Genomic DNA, 21,613 nt, shown 5'->3' with positions numbered 1-21,613 from the left:
GGTCTTCGCGAGGCGAGCCCGCGGAGGGCCGGCCTTCCACGAGGTGAGCCGACGGACTGCCGGGTCTCCACGAGATGGGCCGACAGGGGTCCGGGCCTTCACGAGGAGGGGGTCGCGCCGTGGTCGGGGTGGCCGGGCGTTCGGCGGATCGCTTTGAGGCGGGCCTCCAGGAGGTGGTCCCTCCCGCCGCCCACCTCGTCGACGATCTTCCGTTCCAGCGCGGCGAAGGGCTGGTAGTAGGTCGCGTTGTACTCCTCGACGATCTGGAACGTCCAGCGGCCCGGGATGACGTTGCGGCCCACGATGTCGCGCTCCACCCGATCGGCCAGCTCCTCGTGCCCGGCCTCCCGCAGGAGCCGCACCGCGTCGCCGAGCTCGAAGTCGGCGGTGCCGGTCAGCTGGTGGAACTCGTAGAGGTGCCCGCGGGCCCGCTCGGTGGTCTCCAACGCCTTCGAGAGCGCGCCCAGAGCGCGCACCGTCTTCTCGTCGACGCCTTCCGGAACCTGGTGTGCCGGGTCCGTCTCGTGAGTGCTGTCCATGCCGGTTCTTGTGCCCGCTGAACGCTTCGAGGGTCGGTGGTGGGGCCAAGCGGCGTAGGAAACTCTCTCCCCGACCGTTCGGCCTCGCCGGGACGGAAGCCGACGGCTGAGCAGCGCCCACTGCCGCCACGAGCGGTGTGGCGGAGGCGGGCGGCCCGGGTACCGGGGGCTGGGTCGGTCACTCGCTTTCGCGTACGATCTCCAGTGCCAGAGCCTGCAGGATCTGTTCGGTGGGCTCGCCCGACTCCGTCCGGTCGTAGGCGTCGGCCACGGTCTCGAAGGCGAGGATGAACCCGCGAACCAGAGCACTGACCGGCTCCGTGAGCTGGGTCAGGACCGCCGCTCCGACCTCCACGGCGTCGTCGGTGTCCGGCACCAGGAATCGTGTCGGGACCACCTCGCCGAGCAGGTCCGACACGTAGTCCTGGCCCACTCCCCCGCGCAGGGCCGTCAGCGCCGCGATCGCCTTGAGCTGAATCTCCGTCTCGGTCATACGACGAGCGTAGGCATTCCGGTCCGGCATCGACGCGGCCACGCCGAAGCGCGGCTACTCGTACAGGGGTGACGCCGGGTCCCAACGGGTGCGGCGGAACCAGCCGGTCAGCTCGGGGCCGTGGCCCGGGTCGAGTCCCGCGCCGGGGGAACGGCCGAGGAGTTCCAGGAGCTCTCTGTAGTGGACGTCGACCGCGGCCTCCGTGAGGTCCGCCAGGTCGCGGGTGGTACGCCGGGCCCGGAGCTGGGCCGTCGTCGCGATCGCGGCGGCCACCAGGAGCGCCGGGTACCAGGCGAAGGCGAGCAGCCCGTAGAGGACCGCCCAGGCGTAGAGCCGTGCGGCGGCGGCCCAGGCCTCCGACGCGCGGGCGAGGGCCGTCTGAGTGGTCTCGGGCAGCACGAGCCAGAGGCGCGGCCAGGTGACGGTCAGGTCCAGGTGATAGATCCGGAGCGTCCGGACGTGGATGGCGCGGACGCGGTCGCCGATCCAGAACGGCCTGTCGGGTTCGACGACACAGATCCGGTCGGCGCGCGTCGAGTGCTTCGCGATGTCGGCCGCCGTGGCGGAGGGCGCGTCCGCCATCCTGACGTGTGCGGTCCATCTGCGGCGGCGGCTCGACCGCGCGGGCGAGAGCCAGCCACCGCCGGCCCGGTCCCACCACCAGACGACGAACCGGCCGCCCGCGCTCATCGCCTGTCCGACCACGGCCGATCCGAGCAGCACCGCGGCGATCAGCAGCAGGGCGGTTCCGGCGGCCCGGTGCGCGGGATCCTCGACGAACGCGGTGAGCCTGTCCCGCAGTCGACCGACGTCGAAGGCGTGAGCGTGTCCGGCCGTCACGGCCGCCGACGCGGCGGCGAGCCAGAGGAGGCCGGGCAGCGCGAGCAGCGACGCCCAGCGGTCGCCCAGTTTCTTGGTGAACTCGCCCAGGAGGCTGTTCACGCCTCCACCGCCGTGGACACCAGGGGGACGCCGGTTCCCGTGCACAGCGGTGGCTGCTGCCCGGGGCGCACCCGGCCGCGCCCCGCGCACCTGCCGTGCGGGCAGGCCCAGTGGTGGGCGCCGGTGGTGGACCTGGTGCCGGGCGGCGCGGTGTAGGACAGGACCTGCGTGGGGTAGTAGCCCTGGCCGAACTGGGCGCGGGCGAGGGCGTCGAGCGCGTCGAGATCCTCCTCCAGGGTGGGCTCATGCGGGCCTCGCTCCTCCTCCGGGCCTGCGGACGCGTCGTCCTGGAGAGCCAGCAGAGCGCGCTGGAACACGTCCGCCATTCCGGACCCTTCCGCGAGTTCGCGGAGGGTGGGGTCCGCTGTCTCGCGGCAGAAGGCCGCCGTCTTGTCGCGTAAGGACAGCGGCATGAGGAACTCCGTCTCTTCCCGGTGGCACGCGATGGGCTGTGAGGGCCGTCCCCGTCGTGCGTGGACTCAGGTGTAACAGGCTTGATCGCCGGACGGCAGAGGTTTGCCGAAGATACGATGAAGATCGGTTGGTTCGGCGGCTTCGGGGGGCGCACGCGTGGACGACCCGCGTCTCGCCCGCATCCGGGAGAGCCTGATCCGATCCCGTCACCTGCCGGAACTCCTCATGGATCCCCGCCTGTTGACGTGCGCCCGAGGGCTGGAGGCCGCTGCCGGGACGCGAGTTCCGGCCTCCACCGCACGGCTCCTCGTCGAACTGCACCTGTCTCGGGCCAGGTCGTTGAGCCAGGCGGGCGAGGACGGAGGCTACGACCTGTGGAGTGCCGGCCGCCTCGGCCGGAGCGATGACGGCACGCCTCCGGGTACCGGGCCTCGCGAGGGGGCCTTGGAGGGTGCCGACGGACACGCCGTCGGCGAGCTGATCGACCGTGTGCACTCCCTCCTCGACGCGTACGGTTCCGGGGGCGCCCCCGCGCACGTGACGACGGCGGTGGAGCTGCTGCGGCCGCTTCTGGACCAGGAGTCCCCGCCCGTCGTCGTCCTCCTGAGCCTGGCCCACGCAGCTCTGCTCCGGGCCGCGCTCCCGCCGGAACACGGAGGACCTGATGCCCGGCACGTCCTCGGTGAGGTGGAGTCGGCCCTCGACACGGTGGCCGGCGCGGCCCGGCGCATCGGCTCCCACGCGTTCGTGACCTGGGGGGAGGCCTTGCGGACCGCGGCCACGCACCGTCTGTGGGCCGGGGATCCCGACGGTGCCTTCGAGGCGGCCTGGGCCGCGGTCCTGATCGGGATCCGGCTGGTCCGAGGGGGCGGCGCACGCGAGCACGTGGTCGACGATCCCATGGACGTCCTCGTGCGGGCCCGCGAGGCGATCGTCCACCGGGACGGCCCGCGCCGACTCGCCGACGACACCCATCGGACCCTCGTCTCGACGGACCCGGGGTTGCGCGCCCCGCTCGCCCGGGCGCTGACCCGGCATGCCCGGCACCTCGCCGCGAACGGAGAGGCCGGACGGGCCCTCGGCCAGGCCGCGCGGGCGCTCGTCGAGAGTCGAGCGCTGGCCGCGGAGGATCCGGAGAGGTACGGCCCCGACCTGTCGCGGGCCTGGACCCATCTGGCCGAACTGCGCCTCGACGCGGGCGCGTACGCGGCGACCGCGTCCGCGGCGAACCGAGCCGCGGCCTTGTCGGAGGCAGCCGTCGCGGGGACCGCCGCGGCGCGGGACCTCGCCCGTGCGCTGACGGTGCTGGCCGTGTGTCTCGGTGCGCACGGACAGGGGACGGCGGTGGAGGCGCGGGCGAAGGCGGCCCGCGCCGTCCGGCTCCTGACGCCGGAGGAGGGGACGTCGGCCGAGGAGCCTCCTGGGGTGGGAGGTCCCGGGGAGGCGGCGCCGGACCAGGAGCGCGCGGTCGCCCTCGCGGGGGCGCGGGCGGTGCTGGCGCGCTGTGCGGCGGACCTAGGCGACCACGGCACGGCGCTGTCCACCGTACGAGAGGCCGTCCTCGACCTCTCCAGGACAGCCGGTGACCGGGCGGCGGCGCGCCCCCTCGTGGTCGAACTCCTTCTGGCCGAACTCCTGGTGGACCAGGCCGACGCCCACCGGGCGGTGCACGAGCTCGCGGAAGCCGGCGCGTGTGCCCGGGCCGCGCTGGCGGTCGTACGGGAGGTCGGGGCGGAGTCCTTCGTCCGTCCGGGCGCGTTCGCCCTGCTGCTGGCCCGTGTCGCCGCTCACCTCGCTCCCGTGGTGTCGGCGGAGGACGTGGGGCCGCTGGTTGATCTGGCGCGGGCGCGGCGGGAGACCGTGGAGTCGGCTCGGCGCGACCTGCCGGAACCCCGGCTGGTGGCCGCTGCCGAGACCTACCGGCATCTCGCGGACGCTTCGGCGCGGACGGGGGACGTGGAGCGCGCCGCCGTGCTCGCGGAACGCGGTGCGGAGCTCTGCGCCGCGCTCCCCCGCCCCGGCCTGTCCGCCCGCCGGGTCCTCGGCCTCTGCCGGCTGGCGCGCGCGGAGGCCCTCCGGCGGATCGCGGACCGGCCGGTGGCCCCGGGGAGGGGCGCGCCCATGGCCGAGGACGCTGCGGGCCGAGAGACGCAGTGGGGAGAGGGCGGAGTGTCTCCGGGCGTGCGCGGCGCGGAACTCCGTCCGCACGCGCTGCGGAGGCGTGCCGTCCGCGCGGAAGCCGTCCGGACGGCCGACGCCGCCCTCGTCGTCTTCGACGCGTTGGCACGGGACTTCCCGGACCGCTCGGCGCTCTGGCTGCCGCTGCTCGCCCAGGCGCACGAGGAAGCCGCCGGAGGTCTGTGCGACGACGATCCGGACGCTGCGATCGAGCGTCAGACCCGCTGCGTCGAGCTCTACCGCGCGGTAGGAGAGGGTCCCCAGTCGGTCCGGCTGGCGTCGGCGCTGGCGAGCCTCGGCTTCCTGCTGCGGCGGCGCGGCCGCTGGAGCGAGGCCCTGTCACCCGCGCAGGAAGGAGCCGACCTGTTGGAGGACGCGGCCCGGCGAAGTCCCGCCGCCCACGGGGTGAGCCTCGCCCTTGCCCTGCGGAACCTCTCCGACGTCCAGGCCGCGCACTGGAAGCCGGCGGAGGCTCTCGCGACGGCCGAACGAGCCGTCGACGCGTGGCGATCCGCCGAGCGTTCCGGTCAGGCCGGTCCGGCCGGCCTCCACTCCGCCGTCCTGGCGTCCCTCGCCGACCGGCTCCTCCTCATGGAGCGGCCGGCCGAGGCCGTCGTTCCGGCGCTCCGCGTCGTGGAGCTCCGGAGGTCCCGGCCCGGCGCGGCGGACGTCCGCGAGCTGGCCCACGGTCTGTCGCTCCACGCCCGGGCCCTCGTCGAAGCGGACCGGCCGACGGAGGGCGAGTCGTACGCGGCCGAGGGTCTCGCCCTGGTGCGGATCGCCGAGGGCCTTCCCGACGAGCGGAGCCTGCTGGCCTCCGCGCTCGCCCAGCACGCCTGGGCCCTGGGCCACTGCGGTGAGACCGGGGCTGCCGTGGACCGGTTCGAGGAAGCCCTCGAGGTCGCTCCCGGTCTCGAGCTCCGTGCCATGATCCACCAGCGTCTGGGACGGCTCCTGGCCACCGACGGCCGACCCGCGGAGGCCCTGGCGCACCTGACGGAGGCGGTCAGCCTGCTGCCCGTGATCGCGCGGACCCGGGATCAGGACCGCGACAGGGAACTGGGCCTCCAGGCGCTGAACTCCGTCGGCCCCGACGCCGTATCGGCTGCCATCCGCGCGGGGAACCTTCCGGCCGCGCTGCGGCTGCTCGACGAGAGCCGGGGAGTGCTGACCGGTCTGCTGGCGGGGCATGCCGGCGATGCCCTCCCCGCCTCCCCGACCGGCCCCGACCTCCTCTCCGCCGTCGCGGATGCCGTCGGCACCGGTGTGTTCGTCGCCGTCAACGTCTCGCGGGTCGGCAGCGACGCTCTCATCGTCGGCAACCGCCAGGGCCGGCCGCTGGTCACCCGGGTGCCGCTGGACGCGGGGTTCGCCGCGTGCGCCCTTCAGGCCAGCCGGCTCTCCGAGGCGCTCAGGGACGCGTACGACCCGGACGCCACCCTCGGGTCCCTGCGCCGCGCTTGGCGGGCAGTCGAGAACAACCTCGTGTGGCTCTGGGACCGGGTGGCGAAGCCGGTCCTCGATGCCGTGGAGACCGGCTACGGTCCCGCCGTCGGGCCCCGGCGGGTCTGGTGGTGCACCACGGGGCCCATGTCCGTTCTCCCCCTGCACGCCGCAGGGCCGGCCGGGCGCGACGGCGGGGCAGGCGGCCTGCTCGACCTGACCGTCTCCTCGGTCGTCACCGAACCCTCCGACCTCGTCGCCGCACGGAAGGCGGCCGCCCGGCCGCACGCGGCGCCGCGGACCAGCCTCGTGGTCCTGGTCGACGCACCCGCCGGAGCGGTCGCGTTGGAGCACCTCGGGGAACGGACACGGTGCCTGGTGCCCCTGCTGCCCGGGCCCACGGTGCTCACGGACGACGCGTCGCCCGCCACCGTGCTCCACGCGCTCGGCACCCACGACATCGTCCACTTCGCCTGTCACGCGGTCGGCAGTTCCGACGACCCCTCCACCGGTCACCTCGTCCTCGCCGGACCGTCCGGGACGGCGCGGCTGTCGGTGGCGGACGTCCAGCGGCACCCGGTCGTGGGCGAGCTGGCCGTCCTGACGGCGTGCGGCACGGGCCACCCGTACGCGATCGCGCCCGAGGAGTCGACGAACCTGACCACCGCGTTCCACCGGGCCGGGTTCCGTCATGTCGTCGGCACCCTGTGGCCGGTCACCGACCTGGCCGAGAGCCAGATCGCCGAGGACCTCTACCGGAACATGACGGGCCCGGACGGCGTACTCGACCTCTCCAGAGCGGCGTTCGCGCTCCGCGACGCCCTCCTGCGCAAGCGCGGGGCCTACCCGATGAACCCGCTGCTCTGGGCGAACCACGTACATGTGGGCCCCTGAGCCGACCCCGGGAGCCCTCCCCCGGCTCGTGGCGGCGGCGCTGTCCCGGGGCGGTCGGACCGGCAGCGAGGCCGGTCCGACCGCCCGGATCGGCAGCGCGGCCGGCCGTCTCGACGACGGATGTTTACCCGTGCCGATCGGGAGCACGTGAGGGTCACGACCAAATCCGGCAACACACGAGGAGGTCCCCATGTCGGGCACCGAGAAGACCAAGGCGCACCTCGAACAGGCCAAGGGCAAGGCCAAGGAGACCGTCGGACGCGCCGTCGGCAACGAGCGGATGACCGCCGAGGGCCAGGCCGACCAGGCCAAGGGCAACGCTCGTCACGCCAAGGAAGACATCAAGGACACCTTCCGGCACTGATCGGCCGCGGCACCTCCGGGCCCCCGCCCCCGTCCCCCGGGTCGGGGGCCCAGCCATGTCCGGGGCCCAGACGTGTGGACGTGACGCGACCTGAGGCCGCGGGACGCGGCGGCGCCGGGCCCAGGTGGGCCCGGCGCCGCCGCTCACGCTCCTGGTGGGCGTGCCCGCTCATCGGGGTGCGCGGGCTCGTACCTCCTCCGGGGTGAGGTACTGGTCCCCGTACTCGAAGTCGCGCAGCGTCCCCGGCTTGTACGTCTGGAACCCGGTGCGGACGAAGTCGTCGCCCGCCACGGCGTTCAGGAGCCAGTTCGTCATCACCCGGGTCTTCGCGGCCCCCGTACGCAGCGCCGCCCAGTGGTAGCCGCGGGCCACCGCCTGCGCCGGCATTCCGCGGAGGTCGATGCCCAGGGGGCGCGAGACACCGTCGCGGCCGCCGAGGTCCACGACCAGACCCAGGTCCTTGTGGACGTACCGACGCAGTGGCGTCCCGCGTAGCGCGGCGACCACGTTGTCGGCGGCGACCCGGCCCTGGCGCTCCGCGTGCTGTGCCGTCGGAGGACACACCGCACCGGTCCCGTCGGCGGCGAGATCGGGTACGGCTGCCGCGTCGCCGAGCGCGAGCAGACCGTCCGCCCCCGGCACCCTCAGGTCAGGGGACACGACGAGCCGACCGCTCTTCGCCGTCTCGGCGCCCAGCGTGGCGACGAGCGGGCTGGCGGCGACACCGGCCGTCCAGATGAGCGTGCGGCAGGGCAGGACGCGCCCGTCGGTGAGGGTGACCGCCTCGGCGTCCGCCTTCGCCACGGACGTGCCGAGCGAGACCTCGATGCCTCGGCCGCGCAGCACGTCGAGAGCGGCCTGGCCCAGCCGGTCCCCGAGCTCGGGCATCAGTTTCGGAGCCAGGTCCACGAGGTGCCAGCTGATCTCGCGTCGTTCCAGTCGGGGGTAGCGGGTGACGGCGTTGGCGGTGAGCCGTTCCAGGGAGGCAGCGGTCTCGGTTCCCGCGTAGCCGCCGCCCACCACGACGAAACCGAGACGGGAAGTCCGTTCCGGCGAGCCGGGCGCGGCGGCGTCGGCCAGGTCGAGCTGGGCGATCACGTGGTCGCGCAGATGGGCCGCTTCGGCCAGCGTCTTCATCCCCCGGCCGTGCTCCAGCAGGCCGGGAATGTCGAAGGTGCGCGTCACGCTGCCCGGGGCGAGCACCAGGTGGTCGTACGGCTGGTCCACCGTCTCCCCGGTGATCTTCCGGATGACGCAGACCTTGGCCTGGGTGTCGATGCCGATGGCCCCACCGGGCACGATGCGGGTGCGGTGGCGCTGACTGCGGCGCAGGGAGACCGCGACGGACTGGGGGGTGAGCACCCCGGAGGCCACCTGCGGCAGCAGAGGCAGGTAGAGCTGGTAGGAGAACGGCGTGACCAGCAGGATCTCCGCCTCCCCTGGCGACAGGGTCCGTTCCAGCCGGCGTACGCATGCCACTCCGGCGAAGCCCGCGCCCACGACGACGATCTTCGGTCGCACCATGATGTCCGTCCCTTCTCAGGTGTCCGGGTCCCCGTACGCCTTCCCCGACAGACGGCTTCATGCACCGGGAGGAGACGGCCTCGGTGGGCGCCTTCGGTGTGGGACGTCACCGCATCCGGGCGGGAGGGTGATGCTTGTCGTAGGAGCGCGCGTCGGCCCGCTCTGTGCTCGCTGCCGGTCTGCGCGACCGTGCGTGCCGGAGCCCTTCCGCAGCCGAGAACCCGTCCTCCGTGCGCCAGGGCACTGGGACCGCTGAACGGAGGAGCGGGGCGGCTCCCCGCCCTGAGGAGCGGTTTCCCCGCCCCGTCAGAGGGCGCGGACGTCCTCGGTGGTGTCGGCGAGCGCGATGGTCGTGACGATGCGCTTGCCGACCGGTTCGCGGTGGAGGGAGAAGCTCTCGGCGAGCGCCATGACGATCTCCAGCCCGTGGCGGCCGATCCGGGTCGGATCGGGACCGAGGAGCACCGGCAGGGTGGGGCTGCTGTCCCAGACCGTCACCTCGACCGCACCGCCGGCGATCTCCAGGGTCAGCAGGCAGGGTCCGGGCGCGTACTTGCGGGCGTTGGTGACCAGCTCGCTGACCACCAGCTCGACCACGTCGCTCGCCCGCTGCGACACCGGAAGCCCGTGCACGGCCTGCGCGTCGGTGAGGAAGGCGCCTGCCAGACCTCGGGCGGCGGCGATGTCCTCGCTGCCCTCGAAGAGGGCGGACACCGACACGACCTCGGTCGCGGAACGCTCCGCAACCCCTGTCACCAGCTCCATTCGGTCCCTTTCGCCCTGCGCTCGTCCTTGTCCGGGCGGTCGCATACCCCGGTCTCGGGCTCTCACACCTTGGCGTGATTCTGATTTCTTCGACCTGTGGGGCCGTTCGGCAGGACCGAGGGCACGAGGGCACACCGCGTTCATCCCGCGTGTCGTGGAATCACGGCCGCGTCCGAGGGTAGGCGGCGGCTGCTCGGATTGTGGAGGGGCTGTGAAGGCATGGGCTTCGGGGTGGACGCCGGACGCCCTCAGGAAGAGATGGACGTGCCCTCTCAGCAGCGCTTTCGGTGCCGTATTGTCGGCGGAGCTACTTGATGGGTTTTGGTGAGATGGGGAGGGGAGCCGGCATGGACAGCGGGAACGCGAAGCGACTGCTGGATCTGATGTCGTCGCAACGTGCCGAGCTGATCGCTCAGTGGGAGGAGCACGTCGCTCGCTCACTCCACGGGCGTCTGAGCATCGTGGAACTCGGCCGTGAGCTGGGCGAGCTGTACGACGCGATCAGCGAAGCCCTGGCGACCGGGGGGTTCTCCGGTCGGGGCGAGGGCTACACGGTCGTGCGCAGCCTGCTCGTGGAACTTTCGCGCAACCGGGCCCGGCAGGGCTTCACCCCGTCCGAGACCGCGGTGAGCGTGTTCTCCCTGAAGGGGGTCGTGGAGTCCCTGCTCAGCGGTTCCATCGAGGACGTACGGGCGTACCTGGAGTTCGCGCGGCTGCTGGACGATCTGGGCCTCTTCACCATGGAGGAGTACGCGCGGACGCGTGAGGAGATCATCTCCGCGCAGTCGCAGCAGCTGCTGGAGCTGTCCACTCCGGTGGTGAAGCTGTGGGACGGCGTGGTGGGTGTGCCGCTCGTGGGCACCCTGGACTCCGCCCGCACCCAGGTGGTCATGGAGAAGCTGCTCCAGGCCCTGCTGGACTCCAACTCCGCTCACGCGATCATCGACATCACCGGTGTTCCCGCCGTCGACACCCAGGTGGCGCAGCACCTCCTCAAGACCGTCGTGGCCGCTCGCATGATGGGCGCGGAGTGCGTGATCTCGGGGATCCGGCCGCAGATCGCGCAGACGATCGTGGGGCTCGGGATCGAGTTCGGCGACATTCCCACCAAGGCCACGCTGGCGGACGCCCTGCGTCACGCTCTCGTGGAGATCGACAAGGCTGCCGTGGTCCGGGCAGAAGGCCTGCTGTGAGCGACCGGGTACCCGTCCTGAAGATCGGCGACGTCCTCCTCGTCTCGATCCAGATCGATCTCGAGGACCAGATGGTCCTGGATCTGCAGGACGATCTGTCCCAGCAGATCGTCACCCACTCCGCGCGCGGGGTGATCATCGACATCTCGGCCCTGGAGATCGTCGACTCCTTCGTCGGCCGCATGCTGGCCACCACCGCCGCGATCTCCCGCGTGCTGGGGGCGGAGACGGTCGTCGTGGGCATGCGCCCCGCGGTCGCCATGACGCTGGTGGAGCTCGGTCTGTCCCTCAAGGGTGTCCGGACGGCTCTGAACCTGGAGCTGGGCCTGGGCTATCTGCGGCGCAGTCAGGCGTCACGACCGGCGAGCCGGTGAGAGAGTATCCGGCCGACGAGGCCTCCCGGGAAGAAGTGCCGATCCAGGCGAGCGGCGACGTCGTCAAGGCGCGTCAGACCGTGCGCGTGCTGGCGCAGCAGGCCGGTCTGTCGCTCGTCAACCAGACCAAGCTGGTCACCGCGGCCAGTGAGCTCGGCCGCAACACGCTCATCTACGGCGGGGGCGGCCACGCTCACGCGGCAGTCGTCCGTGACATGGCGCGGGTCGGGGTGTGGGTGCGTTTCGTGGACGCCGGTCCCGGTATCGACGACGTGGAGCTGGCCCTCACCGACGGCTGGACCTCGGGCAGCGGTATGGGCCTGGGGCTCAGTGGGGCGCGCCGGCTGGTCGACGAGTTCGATCTCGTGTCGGAGCCGGGTGTCGGTACCACGGTGACGGTTCTGAAGTGGGCGCGGTGAACCCGCCTGACGTCGGTGCCACCGTCGAGGCGGAGGATGTCGTCTGGCTGCGTCTGGACACGGCCCTGGGGCCGGTGGCCCGGCGCGAGGCGGCGCGTCTGGCGCATCGCGTGGGCATGTCCGCGAGTCGTGTCGCGGAGGTGGAGCTTGCGGTGACGGAGGCCGCCACCAATCTGGAGAAGCACGCCCGGGACGGTGCTCTCGCGCTGCGGGTCGTGACCCTGCCGGACCGTGCCGCCGTCGAACTGCTGTCCCTCGACAGCGGTCCGGGCATTCAGGATCTGCGCAGCGCGCTGGTGGACGGCGTGTCGAGCAGCGGCACCCTCGGCGTGGGCATGGGCGCCATCGCGCGCAGCGCCGACACGTTCGACGTGTACTCGGTGCCGGGCAGCGGCACCGCGCTGCTGGCCCGCTTCTGGTCGGGGCGGGGCGACGAGGCGGCGGTGGCCGAACCGGCCGTGGCGGGTCTGACGCGGCCGATCAGCGGGGAGTCGGTGTGCGGGGACGGCTGGTCCGCGCGTACCGAGATGCGCGAGGGTGGGCTCGTCGTCACCGCGATGCTGTGCGACGGTCTCGGGCACGGCCCCTTGGCGGCCTTGGCGAGCGAGCGGGCCAGGGCCGCGTTCCGGGCGAACGCTCACCGTTCGCCGGAGGAGATCCTGCGGGCCCTGCATCTCCAGCTGAAGGGCACCCGCGGGGCGGCGGTCTCGGTGGCCTGTGCCGACTTCTCCCGGGGCATCGTCGAGAGCTGTGGCGTGGGAAACATCAACGTGTGCGTCGTCAGGGGTGACAAGCGGCACGCCCTGCTGTCGCTGCCGGGCATCGTCGGTCACCAGATGCCGAAACTGAGGACGTTCCAAGGGCAGCTGGATCCGAGCTCGGTCCTCGTCCTCCACACCGACGGGCTGAGCGACCGCTGGTCGCCGGCCGACTTCCCCGGTCTGTTCCGAAGACGACCGGCGGTCATCGCCGGGCACCTCCTCGGCCAGGCGGGCGTGCGGCGGGACGACGCCGGTATCGTCGTCGCCCGGGCGGTCGCTTCGTGAGACCGGTGGAGGCGTACGAATTCGGCTCCTGCATGCTGCGCGACGACAAGGATGTGTTTGAACTCCGGCGACAAGGACAGCTGCTGAGCAGGGCCCTGGGACTGGAGGGGCACGAACGGGTCCGTGTGGTGACCGTACTGAGTGAGGTGGCACGTGATCTCCTGGGGTCTCCGGACTTTCGCGTCCGGCTGCGGGCGGCTTCGCCCCACCACGGGGAGGCACCGCACCTCCTGGCCTGCTTCGGGTGGTCCGGCGGACGCCGGCCCGACGCCGCGACGGTACGAGCCGCGGAGCGGCTGCTCGACCACAGCTCGTACACCGCTTCGGGGGAAGGACACACTCTGACGGTGGGACAGCGGCTGCCTTCCTCACAGGACCTCACGCAACAGCGTCTGGACCGGATCCGTGCACAGCTGCACGGTCCGGCCGAGTTCAGCGTGACCGAGGAGCTGCGGTCGCAGAACCGGCAGCTCCTCGACGCCCTGGAGGAAGCCCGGACGCAGAGGGAGGAACTTCAGCGGCTCAACGCGGAGCTGGAGGAGACCAACAAGGGTGTGGTCGCCCTCTACAGCGAGCTGTCCGCCGAGCTGGAGGAGACGAACACGGGCGTCGTCGCGCTCTACGCCGAGCTCGAGGACAAGTCGCGTCAGTTGCGGCTGGCCAGCGAGGCGAAGACGAGGTTCTGGGCCAACGTGAGCCACGAGCTGCGTTCCCCGGTCAATTCCGTCATCGCGCTGGCGCGTCTCCTCCTGGCGCCCGACGCCGATCCCACGACCGAGGAACAGCGTCAGCAGCTCTCGCTCATCGCCGGCTCCGGCAGCACGCTGCTGGCGCTCGTCGAGGAGCTGCTCGACGTCGCCAAGGCCGAGTCGGGACGCCTGGAGCCCTCGGCGACGGACACGGACCTGCGGACCGTGCTGCATCAGCTCCGGGGAACGCTCCGGGGGATGACGCACGAGGACGTACGTCTCGACATCCCCGATCTGGCGGACGCCCCGCACCTGGTCACCGACGAGGTCATGCTCACCCGGGTCCTGCGCAACGTGCTGTCCAACGGCTTGAAGTTCACCACCTCGGGAGAGGTCCGGCTCACCGTGGAGACGGCGGAGCGGGACGGGCGGTCCTGGCTCGTCTTCCTGACGACCGACACCGGAATCGGCATCGCCCCGGATCAGCAGGAGCGGGTCTTCGAGGAGTTCTACCAGGTGCGGGGGACGCATCAGCGGGGCCAGTCGGGAACGGGCCTGGGGCTGCCCTACGCGCGTAAGCTGACCTCGATCCTGGGAGGAACGCTCACCCTCAGCAGCACTCCCGGCGAGGGGACCGCCGTCCGTGTGGAGATTCCGGCTCGGCTCGACGCGCCGGCCGCCGAGGCGGAGGAGCGGGACGGCCCGGACGGGAGGGGCGCTGGGGCGCCCGCGCGTCTGGGTTCGCTGCTCGTCGTGGACGACGACACGACCTTCCTCGACCTGTTGCGCCCGACGCTGACGGGCCTGACCGACGACCTCACCGAGATCACGGTCAGCTCGCGCGTGCTCGATGCCGTGCGCAGCCGTCCCCCGGACGCGATCCTGGTCGACCTCGTGATGCCCGCGCCGGACGGTTACGCGCTGCTGACCGCGCTCGCCCGGGACCCGCTGACCGCCCGTGTCCCCGTCGTCGTACTGACGTCGAGCGATCCGAGCGAGGTGGACCGCACCCGGCTCACCCACGCGCGGTCCGTACTGAGCAAGACGCATCTGACGCGCGAGCGCATCCTGCTGGCCCTGGGCCTCGATCCGTCCTCCGCCGGCCGTACCGCCGTCGCGGACGACGGCGCCCCTGAGAGATGAAAGACCACCGCGTGATCCCCGCCCCGTCCGGTCCGGACAACTCGGACAACTCGGCCGCGACCGTTCTCATCGTGGACGACAACCCGACCAACCGATACGTGCTGAGAACGACCCTCTCCCGCGCGGGTCACGACGTCATCGAGGCCGAGGACGGCACCCAGGCCCTCGCGATGCTCCAGACCTGCGGCGTCCTGCCCGAGGTGACCATCGTCGACGTCCGGCTGCCCGACATGACCGGGTTCGACGTGTGCGAGCGGATCAAGGGGGATCCGGCGACCGCGGCGCTGCCCGTCATCCACGTGTCGGCGTCCGCGATCACCGCCACCGACCGGACCCAGGGCCTCAACCGCGGCGCCGACGCCTACCTGACCGAGCCCATAGCGCCCGACGAACTCCTCGCGACGGTCGGGGCCACCTTGCGCTACGCCCGCGCGCGCCGCCGTGCCGAACGCCTCGCCGACCGTCTGCTCCACCTCAACAAGGCCACCCTGCTGCTCTACAGCGCGGAGGACGCGGCCGACGTCGCCCGGGCGGCGGCGCAGGGCGCCGCGATCGTGCTGGGCACGACCGCCGTGGCGGCTCTCGTGTCCCCGCACGGCGACCCGATCTCGGCCACCGGGAGGGGCGGCGGCTCCTCACGGGATGCCACCGACGCCGAGGGGTCCGCGCACGAGGATCCGGCCTCCGGTGCGCCGATGGACCCCCGCGTGCTCGCGCTGTACAAGGCGTTCGGCGACCGTACCGGCTCGCACGTGTTCACCACGGGCGCCGGCGGCTGGCCCGGCTTCCCCGCCCCTCAGGCAGCGGAAGGCGGGCTCGCCGTGGCGGCGGCGCGCGCGAAGCCGGGACGACCCCCGGTCTGGCTGGTGGTGCCCGCCGGTGCCGTCGCGACGCCTGACGACACCCAGCTCCTCACCCAGCTCGCGCAGGCGTGCGCCCTCGCCCTGGAGGCCCTGCGCAGCTACACCGAGGAGCACGACCTGGCGCTGACGCTCCAGCGGAGTTTCCTGCCCGACACCCTGCCCCGGTCGGACCTGGCCGAACTCGCGGTGCGCTACCTGCCCGCCAGCGAGCACACCGAGATCGGCGGCGACTTCTACGAGGCCCTCCCGACACCCGGCGGGCTGCTGTTGGCCGTCGGTGACGTCGCGGGCCATTCCCTGGACGCGGCGATGCTGATGGGGCAGGTCCGCCACGCCCTGCGTGCCTACGCGATCGAGGGTCACTCACCGCAGGGGATCCTGGAGAGGGTGGAGAACCTGCTCGGCGCGGTGCAGGCGAGCCTCACGCTCACCCTCTGCATCGTCTTCGTCGACGCGGCCACCGGGACGCTGCACGTCTCCAACGCGGGACACCTGCCCCCGCTCCTCCGCTCCCCCGACGGCAGCGTCCGCTTCGTACGCGAACACGGCCCGCTCCTCGGCCTGGGGCTTCCGCAGCCCGCCGCCGTCCAGGTGCCGGGAGAGGCGGGACGCGTGCTCGTCATGACCACGGACGGACTGATCGAGCGTCGTCACGAGGACATCGAGGATTCCCTGGGCCGCATGGCCGACGTCCTGCGCGACCTTCCGAACGACGTCGAGAAGATGTGCGACGGCCTGCTGGCGGCCTTCCCTCCCGACGGTGAGGACGATGTCGCCCTCATGGCGGCGCACCTGACCGGTGCGCAGGGCTGAGTGGCCGGTGGGCCGGGCCGGCGGGCCGGGCTGAGCGGCCGGTGTGCCGGGCCCACGGGCCCCACGGGCCGGTGGGTCGGGCTGAGCGGCCGGTCCGGCTCGGACGGGTCGCGCGTCGTGCTCAGGCGCCGGGCTCGCCGAGCGCCTCCGCCACGGCGGGCGCGAAGGTGAAGACCTGGTCCAGGCCCATGATGCGGAAGACGCGCGCCAGGTCGTCACCCACTCCGGCGAGCTCCAGGCGGCTGCCGGCGGCGCTCGCCCGCTGGTACGCCGTCACCATGACGGTGATGCCGGTGGAATCGCAGTACTTCAACCCGCTGAGATCGATCACGTACCGTGCGCCGGGAGCGAATCCCTGCTCCTCGAGGGCGCCGGAGAGGACAGGAGCCGAGTGGTAGTCGAGATCACCACGCACGACGAGGACGCGGGCGCCCGAGGCGTCATGCTGAGGGCGGACGGTGAGGGCGTGGTCGGTCACCGGATCTCCTGTGCGGCTCAGGGCGTACGGACGGCGCGGGTGGGGCGTCGCCCGCGTGGCGGGCGGGAAACACCCCCTACGCGAAGCGCCTACCCGCACCGGCCTGTGCAATTGCAGACTTATCCTACGGATCAGGCGAAGGTCTCGCGGCACCGAGCCCCCGCAGTGCGCGGAGCGGGGTTCCGGCGGCGCGGCCGGGCGGACCACATGGCGGCCGTGACGACCACGACCTCGGGCACGCGCCGCGCGCCGGCTCGCACAGGAGGTGGCCCCAGGTGAGCGGTGACAGCGCCGACGCGCGTATGCCGAAAGCCGGCGTGCACGAGGTGTTCGCGGCCGACGAGGAGATCGGCCGGGCTCTCACGGCGGTCGACTGGGCGGCCTCTCCCCTGGGTCCGCCGGAGAGCTGGCCGCAGAGTCTGCGGACGGCGGTGGACATCCTGCTGTCGTCACGGTTCGCGATGTGGATGGCCTGGGGCCCCGAGCTGACGTTCTTCTGCAACGCCGCCTACCGTCGCGACACGCTGGGGAGCAAGTACCCCTGGGCCCTGGGCCGCCCGGTGAGCGAGGTGTGGGCCGAGATCTGGCAGGACATCCGGCACCGGGTCGACCACGTGCTCACCGGCGGTGAGGCGACCTGGGACGAGGGGCTGATGCTGTTCCTGGAGCGCTCCGGGTTCCCCGAGGAGAGCTACCACACCTTCTCCTACAGCCCGCTGCGCGACGACGAGGCCCGAGTGGCCGGTGTGTTCTGTGTGGTCAGTGAGGAGACCGACCGGATCATCGCCGAGCGTCGGATGGACACCCTGCGGCACCTCGGCTCGGACCCTCGCGCGCTGCTGACCGAGCGCGAGATGCTCGCCTTCGCCGGGCGGCAGCTGGAGCGCAACGACAAGGACCTGCCCTTCACCCTGACGTACCTCTACGAGGAGGACGGCTCGGCCCGGCTGGCGGCTGCCACCGGCGTCCCGGTCGGGCACGCCGCCGCCCCGTCTCTGCTGGCCGCCGGTGACCCGTCGGCTCCCTGGCCGACGTGGGGGCCGGAGCAGCAGGCGCCGGTCCTGATCGCCCTGGACGGCCCGGCCCACGACGGGCTGCCCTCGGGGCCGTGGTCGGCCCCGCCGACGCAGGCCCTGCTGGTCCCGCTGCTCGGGCACGGGGGCACCGCCCCGTACGGCTTCCTGGTGGCCGGTCTGAACCGCTACCGACCGCTCGACGACGCCTATCACGGCTTCGTCCAGGTCGTCGCCGGTTATCTCGCCGCCGGCATCTCCCATGCCCGGGGCTACCGGGCGGAGCGCCGACGTGCGGAACAGCTCGCCGAGCTCGACCGCGCCAAGACGGCGTTCTTCGCCAACATCAGCCATGAGTTCCGGACCCCGCTGACCCTGATCATGGGCCCCGTCGAGGAACTGCGCGCCTCGGCCCGCGAGGGCGGCACCGCGATGAGCGCGGAGCTCGACATGATCCATCGGAACGGGTTGCGTCTGGGCAGGCTCGTCAACACGCTGCTGGACTTCTCCCGCATCGAGGCGGGACGGATGCGGGCCCGCTACGAGCCGGTGGATCTGGCGGCGGTCACCGCCGACCTCGCCAGCGTGTTCCGCTCGGCCGTCGAGCGCGCGGGCCTCGGCCTCCGCGTCGACTGCCGTCCGCTCGGCGCCCCGGTCCACGTCGACCGGGACCTGTGGGAGAAGGTGATGCTCAACCTGCTCTCCAATGCGTTGAAGTTCACTTTCGAGGGGACGATCGACGTGTCCGTACGGGCGGAGGGCGAGGAGGCGGTGGTCCGCGTGACCGACACCGGCGTGGGCGTTCCCGCCCATGAGCTGCCGCGCCTGTTCGAACGTTTCCACCGCATCGAGAACAGTCGCGCCCGCTCCGGCGAGGGCAGCGGCATCGGCCTCGCGTTCGCACGGGAGCTGGTGACGCTGCACGGCGGTTCGCTGCACGCCGAGTCCGAGGAGGGGCGCGGAACCCGCTTCACGATCCGCCTCCCCTTCGGCACGGCCCACCTGCCGTCCGACGCGATGGTGCTTCCCGGACCACCGGACCCGTCCGGGGCGGGGACGGCAGCGGTCTCCCCGCAGGCGACCAGGAGTGCCTCGGAGCCGTACGTGGAGGAAGCGCTGCGGTGGCTGGAGGAGGATCCGTCGTCTGCGGCCGGGCCGACGAGCATCCAGCCCTGGCCCCGCCCTCTCACGGGGCTCCCGGACGAGGGCGAGAGCGAGGAGGAGTGGAAGGGCGAGAGCGTCATGTCGGCCGGGGTCTCCACCCCTGGTGCCCCGACCGTGCTCGTCGCCGATGACAACGCCGACATGCGCGAGTACCTCGTGCGACTCCTGTCCTCCGGCGGGTACGAGGTCCGGACGACGAACGACGGACTGGCAGCACTCGCGGCGGTCCGCTCCCGAACGCCCGATCTCGTCGTCAGCGACGTCATGATGCCCGGTCTCGACGGCCTGGGCCTCGTCGGCGCCCTGCGCGCCGACCCCCGCACCGCCGCGGTCCCCGTGCTTCTGCTGTCCGCCCGCGCCGGTCAGGAAGCGTCCGTCGAGGGGCTGCGGGCAGGCGCCGACGACTACCTCGTCAAGCCCTTCGCGGCCGGGGAACTGCTGGCACGCGTACACGCCCACGTGGAGCTCGGGCGGCTCCGCAACCACCACGCCCGCTGGCGGACCGCGCTGGTCGACTCCCTCCAGGAGGCCTTCTTCGTCTGCGACGAGGCGGGCGCGGTCGTCGAGATCAACGCCGCCTTCACCGACATCGTCGGCTACGGACCGGAACTCCTGCCGTACGATCCCACTCCCCCGTGGTGGCCCGACGCGGAGACGGCCCCCGGCCCGAGGCGTGACGTCGAGGACACGTTCGCCCGGCTGATGGCGGCGGAGGGCGACTCCTCACCGGGCCCGTCCACCCTCCCCCTCACCCATCGCGACGGACACCGGGTCTGGGTGAGCGTCACGGGCACCCGGGTCCAGGACCCCGATTCCGGACGGCACGTCTTCGTGGGCACGTTCCGCGATGTCACCGCCGACCACCACGCCGGCCGACGTGACAACGCGCTGGCCTCTCTGACCGCCCGCATGTCACAGGCCGTCAGCCCGGCCGAGGTCCTGTCCTGCGCACTGGGCGAACTGCGGGATCTCTGGCAGGCGCGACGTGTCACGGCCACCGTCCTCACCGACGACGGTGCGCCCGGGCTGGTCATGACGGAACCCGTGGGGCCGGTGCCGGGGAGCGCGGGCAGCACGGGACCGGGGAGCGCGGGACCGGGAAGCGCGGGCGGCACGGGACCGGGGGGCGAGGATGAGCAGCTCGCCGTCGAGGCGCGGCGGCTGCTGCTCGACCTGCGCGAGCGCCGCCCCCTCACTCCGCTCGTGACGGACACCGGGGCCGGCATCCTGCTCGAACATCCCGAGGGCGCCCTGATCCTCCGGGTCACGTTCGGGCCGGAGCACCCTTTCACCGAAGAGGACGAGCTCACCCTGTCCCTCATGGGCGGACACCTCGCCCAGGGACTGACACGCGCCCACCAGATCGACCAGGAGCGCAAGGCCGCGATCGCGCTGCAGCAGGCCATCCTGGGCCCCTCACGCGTACCCGAGGGCTTCGCGGTCCGGTACGAACCGGCCAGCCGGCCGCTCAAGGTCGGCGGCGACTGGTACGACACGGTCCCGCTGCGGGACGGCCGTACCGGCATCGTCGTCGGGGACTGCGTGGGACGGGGTCTGGAGGCCGCGACGGTCATGGGGCAGCTGCGCGGCGCGTGCCGGGCCCTGCTCATGCAGAGCGAGGATCCCGCGCAGACCCTGATGGCCCTGGACCAGTTCGCCGCCGATGTCCCCGGCGCCTTCTGCACGACGGTGTTCTGCGGGGTCCTGGACCGTACCGGCCACCTGACCTACGCCAGCGCCGGGCACCCTCCCGGCCTGGTGACCCGGCCCGACGGGAGCACGCACCTCCTGGAGGAAGGTCGTTCGCGCCCGATCGGCGTCAGCGTGGGCCGGGAACGACCCACGGCGGTGTACGTGATGGCCGCCCGCTCCACGTTGTTGCTGTACACCGACGGCCTCGTCGAACGACGGGGCGCGCCCCTCACGCGCGGCATCGAGAGGGCGGCGCAGGCGCTCCGGGAGGGCAGGGGCGACCCCCTCGACCTTCTGGCCGACGGCCTGATGGAGGAGCTGGCGCCGGAAGGGGGCTTTCGTGACGACGTCGCCCTGCTGCTCCATCGCCATCCCGGTCCGCTGGACATGACGTTCCCAGCCGAGTCCGGGCAGCTCGCGCCCGTACGGCAGGCTCTGCGGAGCTGGCTGGAGGGGTGCGATCTCCCTCCTGACGCCACGCAGAACCTCCTGGTGGCGGCGGGCGAGGCATGCGCCAACGCGATCGAGCACGGACACCGCGACGCGCCCGGTGACGCGGTGACCCTGCACGTGGAGGCCACGGCCGACGCGCTGCGGCTGACCGTCACCGACACGGGCCGGTGGAAGCCTCCGGCTCCGGATGCGCATCCTCACCGGGGCCGGGGCGTGCCGCTCATGCGCGCCCTGATGCAACAGGTCTCCATCGTTCCAGGACCGGCCGGGACCACCGTCGACATGTATACGAGGATCACCCCATGACCACGTCCCTCATCCTCACGTCGAGGCGCCGGCCGGACGCCGCTCCTGTCCTGAAGGCGGTCGGCGAGATCGACATGAGCAATTCCGGCGCGTTGGCCACCGCTCTGGAGGACTGCCCGGACCAGGTCGTGGTCGACCTCACCGAAGTGGAGTACCTCGACAGCGCGGCCTTGAGCGTTCTCTTCTCTCACGCCGGTCATGTCGAAGTCCTGGCGACCGCACTCCTGTTGCCCGTCCTGGAGGTCTCCGGACTCACGGGGGTCGTCAGGGTCAGCGAGGTTCCGTCGACAGCGGAGCAGGGCCGGCGGGACGGGCTCCATGGGCGTGACGAGCGGCCCGAGCAGCGCGATGGGGGCGACATCTGATCCAGGGCTCCAGCGTCGCATCGGGGCTGAGGCATAGATCTTCTTT

Annotated in this window: 17 protein-coding genes; 10 read left to right on the top strand and 7 right to left on the bottom strand. The window is 72.5% G+C overall.

Annotated features, from left to right (window positions below):
- Positions 1-98: 98 nt before the first annotated feature.
- The 4 genes from ACFYXU_RS17740 to ACFYXU_RS17725 all read right to left on the bottom strand — a co-directional run bounded on the left by ACFYXU_RS17740 (position 99) and on the right by ACFYXU_RS17725 (position 2,387).
- The gene (locus ACFYXU_RS17740; RefSeq protein WP_389458373.1) at positions 99-539 is read right to left on the bottom strand and encodes a hypothetical protein; all 441 of its coding nucleotides are present in this window, start codon (positions 537-539) and stop codon (positions 99-101) included.
- Positions 540-717: 178 nt separating this feature from the next.
- Positions 718-1,032, bottom strand: coding sequence for a hypothetical protein (locus ACFYXU_RS17735; protein WP_389458370.1), 315 nt, complete (start codon positions 1,030-1,032; stop codon positions 718-720).
- Positions 1,033-1,086: 54 nt separating this feature from the next.
- Positions 1,087-1,974, bottom strand: coding sequence for a hypothetical protein (locus tag ACFYXU_RS17730; protein ID WP_389458368.1), 888 nt, complete (start codon positions 1,972-1,974; stop codon positions 1,087-1,089).
- Complete coding sequence (locus ACFYXU_RS17725) at positions 1,971-2,387, bottom strand: hypothetical protein (RefSeq protein WP_389405607.1); 417 nt, start codon at positions 2,385-2,387, stop codon at positions 1,971-1,973. The genes ACFYXU_RS17730 and ACFYXU_RS17725 overlap by 4 nt, the downstream gene beginning before the upstream one ends.
- Positions 2,388-2,832: 445 nt before the next feature.
- Here ACFYXU_RS17725 and ACFYXU_RS17720 point away from each other — a divergent pair, with 445 nt between their 5' ends.
- Positions 2,833-6,903 carry a CHAT domain-containing protein gene (locus ACFYXU_RS17720; protein WP_389458366.1) on the top strand — a complete coding sequence of 1,357 codons (4,071 nt, stop codon included), beginning with the start codon at positions 2,833-2,835 and terminating at the stop codon, positions 6,901-6,903.
- A gap of 190 nt (positions 6,904-7,093) precedes the next feature.
- Entirely contained in the window at positions 7,094-7,267 is a 174-nt protein-coding gene (locus ACFYXU_RS17715) for a CsbD family protein (protein ID WP_389405609.1), read from the top strand.
- Between the two features lie 168 nt (positions 7,268-7,435).
- Here ACFYXU_RS17715 and ACFYXU_RS17710 read toward each other — a convergent pair whose 3' ends face one another.
- Both ACFYXU_RS17710 and ACFYXU_RS17705 read right to left on the bottom strand, forming a co-directional pair.
- Positions 7,436-8,791, bottom strand: coding sequence for an NAD(P)/FAD-dependent oxidoreductase (locus ACFYXU_RS17710; protein WP_389458364.1), 1,356 nt, complete (start codon positions 8,789-8,791; stop codon positions 7,436-7,438).
- A 306-nt stretch (positions 8,792-9,097) separates the two neighbouring features.
- The gene (locus ACFYXU_RS17705) at positions 9,098-9,556 is read right to left on the bottom strand and encodes an ATP-binding protein (RefSeq protein ID WP_389405610.1); all 459 of its coding nucleotides are present in this window, start codon (positions 9,554-9,556) and stop codon (positions 9,098-9,100) included.
- Positions 9,557-9,903: 347 nt separating this feature from the next.
- Here ACFYXU_RS17705 and ACFYXU_RS17700 point away from each other — a divergent pair, with 347 nt between their 5' ends.
- The 6 genes from ACFYXU_RS17700 (at position 9,904) to ACFYXU_RS17675 (ending at position 16,096) form a co-directional block, all read left to right on the top strand.
- The gene (locus tag ACFYXU_RS17700; protein ID WP_376510729.1) at positions 9,904-10,749 is read left to right on the top strand and encodes an STAS domain-containing protein; all 846 of its coding nucleotides are present in this window, start codon (positions 9,904-9,906) and stop codon (positions 10,747-10,749) included.
- Positions 10,746-11,123 carry an STAS domain-containing protein gene (locus ACFYXU_RS17695; RefSeq protein ID WP_329857429.1) on the top strand — a complete coding sequence of 126 codons (378 nt, stop codon included), beginning with the start codon at positions 10,746-10,748 and terminating at the stop codon, positions 11,121-11,123. The genes ACFYXU_RS17700 and ACFYXU_RS17695 overlap by 4 nt, the downstream gene beginning before the upstream one ends.
- Entirely contained in the window at positions 11,120-11,542 is a 423-nt protein-coding gene (locus ACFYXU_RS17690) for an ATP-binding protein (RefSeq protein ID WP_329857430.1), read from the top strand. The genes ACFYXU_RS17695 and ACFYXU_RS17690 overlap by 4 nt, the downstream gene beginning before the upstream one ends.
- Positions 11,539-12,588, top strand: a complete 1,050-nt coding sequence (locus ACFYXU_RS17685) for an ATP-binding SpoIIE family protein phosphatase (protein WP_389458362.1) — start codon at positions 11,539-11,541, stop codon at positions 12,586-12,588. The genes ACFYXU_RS17690 and ACFYXU_RS17685 overlap by 4 nt, the downstream gene beginning before the upstream one ends.
- Before the next feature lie 347 nt (positions 12,589-12,935).
- Positions 12,936-14,420, top strand: coding sequence for an ATP-binding protein (locus ACFYXU_RS17680; protein ID WP_389458360.1), 1,485 nt, complete (start codon positions 12,936-12,938; stop codon positions 14,418-14,420).
- An 11-nt stretch (positions 14,421-14,431) separates the two neighbouring features.
- Positions 14,432-16,096: a SpoIIE family protein phosphatase gene (locus tag ACFYXU_RS17675; RefSeq protein ID WP_389405613.1), complete on the top strand. Its 1,665-nt coding sequence runs from the start codon at positions 14,432-14,434 to the stop codon at positions 16,094-16,096.
- Positions 16,097-16,217: 121 nt separating this feature from the next.
- On the opposite strand, the gene ACFYXU_RS17670 is transcribed toward ACFYXU_RS17675, so the two are convergent.
- Complete coding sequence (locus ACFYXU_RS17670; RefSeq protein WP_389458358.1) at positions 16,218-16,574, bottom strand: STAS domain-containing protein; 357 nt, start codon at positions 16,572-16,574, stop codon at positions 16,218-16,220.
- A gap of 302 nt (positions 16,575-16,876) precedes the next feature.
- Here ACFYXU_RS17670 and ACFYXU_RS17665 point away from each other — a divergent pair, with 302 nt between their 5' ends.
- Both ACFYXU_RS17665 and ACFYXU_RS17660 read left to right on the top strand, forming a co-directional pair.
- A complete protein-coding gene (locus ACFYXU_RS17665; RefSeq protein WP_389458513.1) occupies positions 16,877-21,202 on the top strand; it encodes a SpoIIE family protein phosphatase in 4,326 nt (1,441 codons plus the stop codon).
- Positions 21,199-21,567 carry an STAS domain-containing protein gene (locus ACFYXU_RS17660; protein ID WP_376510738.1) on the top strand — a complete coding sequence of 123 codons (369 nt, stop codon included), beginning with the start codon at positions 21,199-21,201 and terminating at the stop codon, positions 21,565-21,567. The genes ACFYXU_RS17665 and ACFYXU_RS17660 overlap by 4 nt, the downstream gene beginning before the upstream one ends.
- The last annotated feature ends 46 nt before the right edge of the window (positions 21,568-21,613 follow it).

The sequence above is a fragment of the Streptomyces sp. NPDC002232 genome, from assembly GCF_042890295.1.
GTDB lineage: Bacteria > Actinomycetota > Actinomycetes > Streptomycetales > Streptomycetaceae > Streptomyces.
Note: the sequence above shows the minus strand (reverse complement) of the source record. Positions and strands in the feature narration are given on the sequence as shown.

What these genes read in the sequence shown, in the direction of transcription:
- ACFYXU_RS17740 (WP_389458373.1), bottom strand. Translation starts at nt 539, where the DNA reads ATGGACAGCACTCACGAGACGGACCCGGCACACCAGGTTCCGGAAGGC.
- ACFYXU_RS17735 (WP_389458370.1), bottom strand. Translation starts at nt 1,032, where the DNA reads ATGACCGAGACGGAGATTCAGCTCAAGGCGATCGCGGCGCTGACGGCC.
- ACFYXU_RS17725 (WP_389405607.1), bottom strand. Translation starts at nt 2,387, where the DNA reads ATGCCGCTGTCCTTACGCGACAAGACGGCGGCCTTCTGCCGCGAGACA.
- ACFYXU_RS17715 (WP_389405609.1), top strand. Translation starts at nt 7,094, where the DNA reads ATGTCGGGCACCGAGAAGACCAAGGCGCACCTCGAACAGGCCAAGGGC.
- ACFYXU_RS17710 (WP_389458364.1), bottom strand. Translation starts at nt 8,791, where the DNA reads ATGGTGCGACCGAAGATCGTCGTCGTGGGCGCGGGCTTCGCCGGAGTG.
- ACFYXU_RS17705 (WP_389405610.1), bottom strand. Translation starts at nt 9,556, where the DNA reads ATGGAGCTGGTGACAGGGGTTGCGGAGCGTTCCGCGACCGAGGTCGTG.
- ACFYXU_RS17700 (WP_376510729.1), top strand. Translation starts at nt 9,904, where the DNA reads ATGGACAGCGGGAACGCGAAGCGACTGCTGGATCTGATGTCGTCGCAA.
- ACFYXU_RS17665 (WP_389458513.1), top strand. Translation starts at nt 16,877, where the DNA reads ATGCCGAAAGCCGGCGTGCACGAGGTGTTCGCGGCCGACGAGGAGATC.
- ACFYXU_RS17660 (WP_376510738.1), top strand. Translation starts at nt 21,199, where the DNA reads ATGACCACGTCCCTCATCCTCACGTCGAGGCGCCGGCCGGACGCCGCT.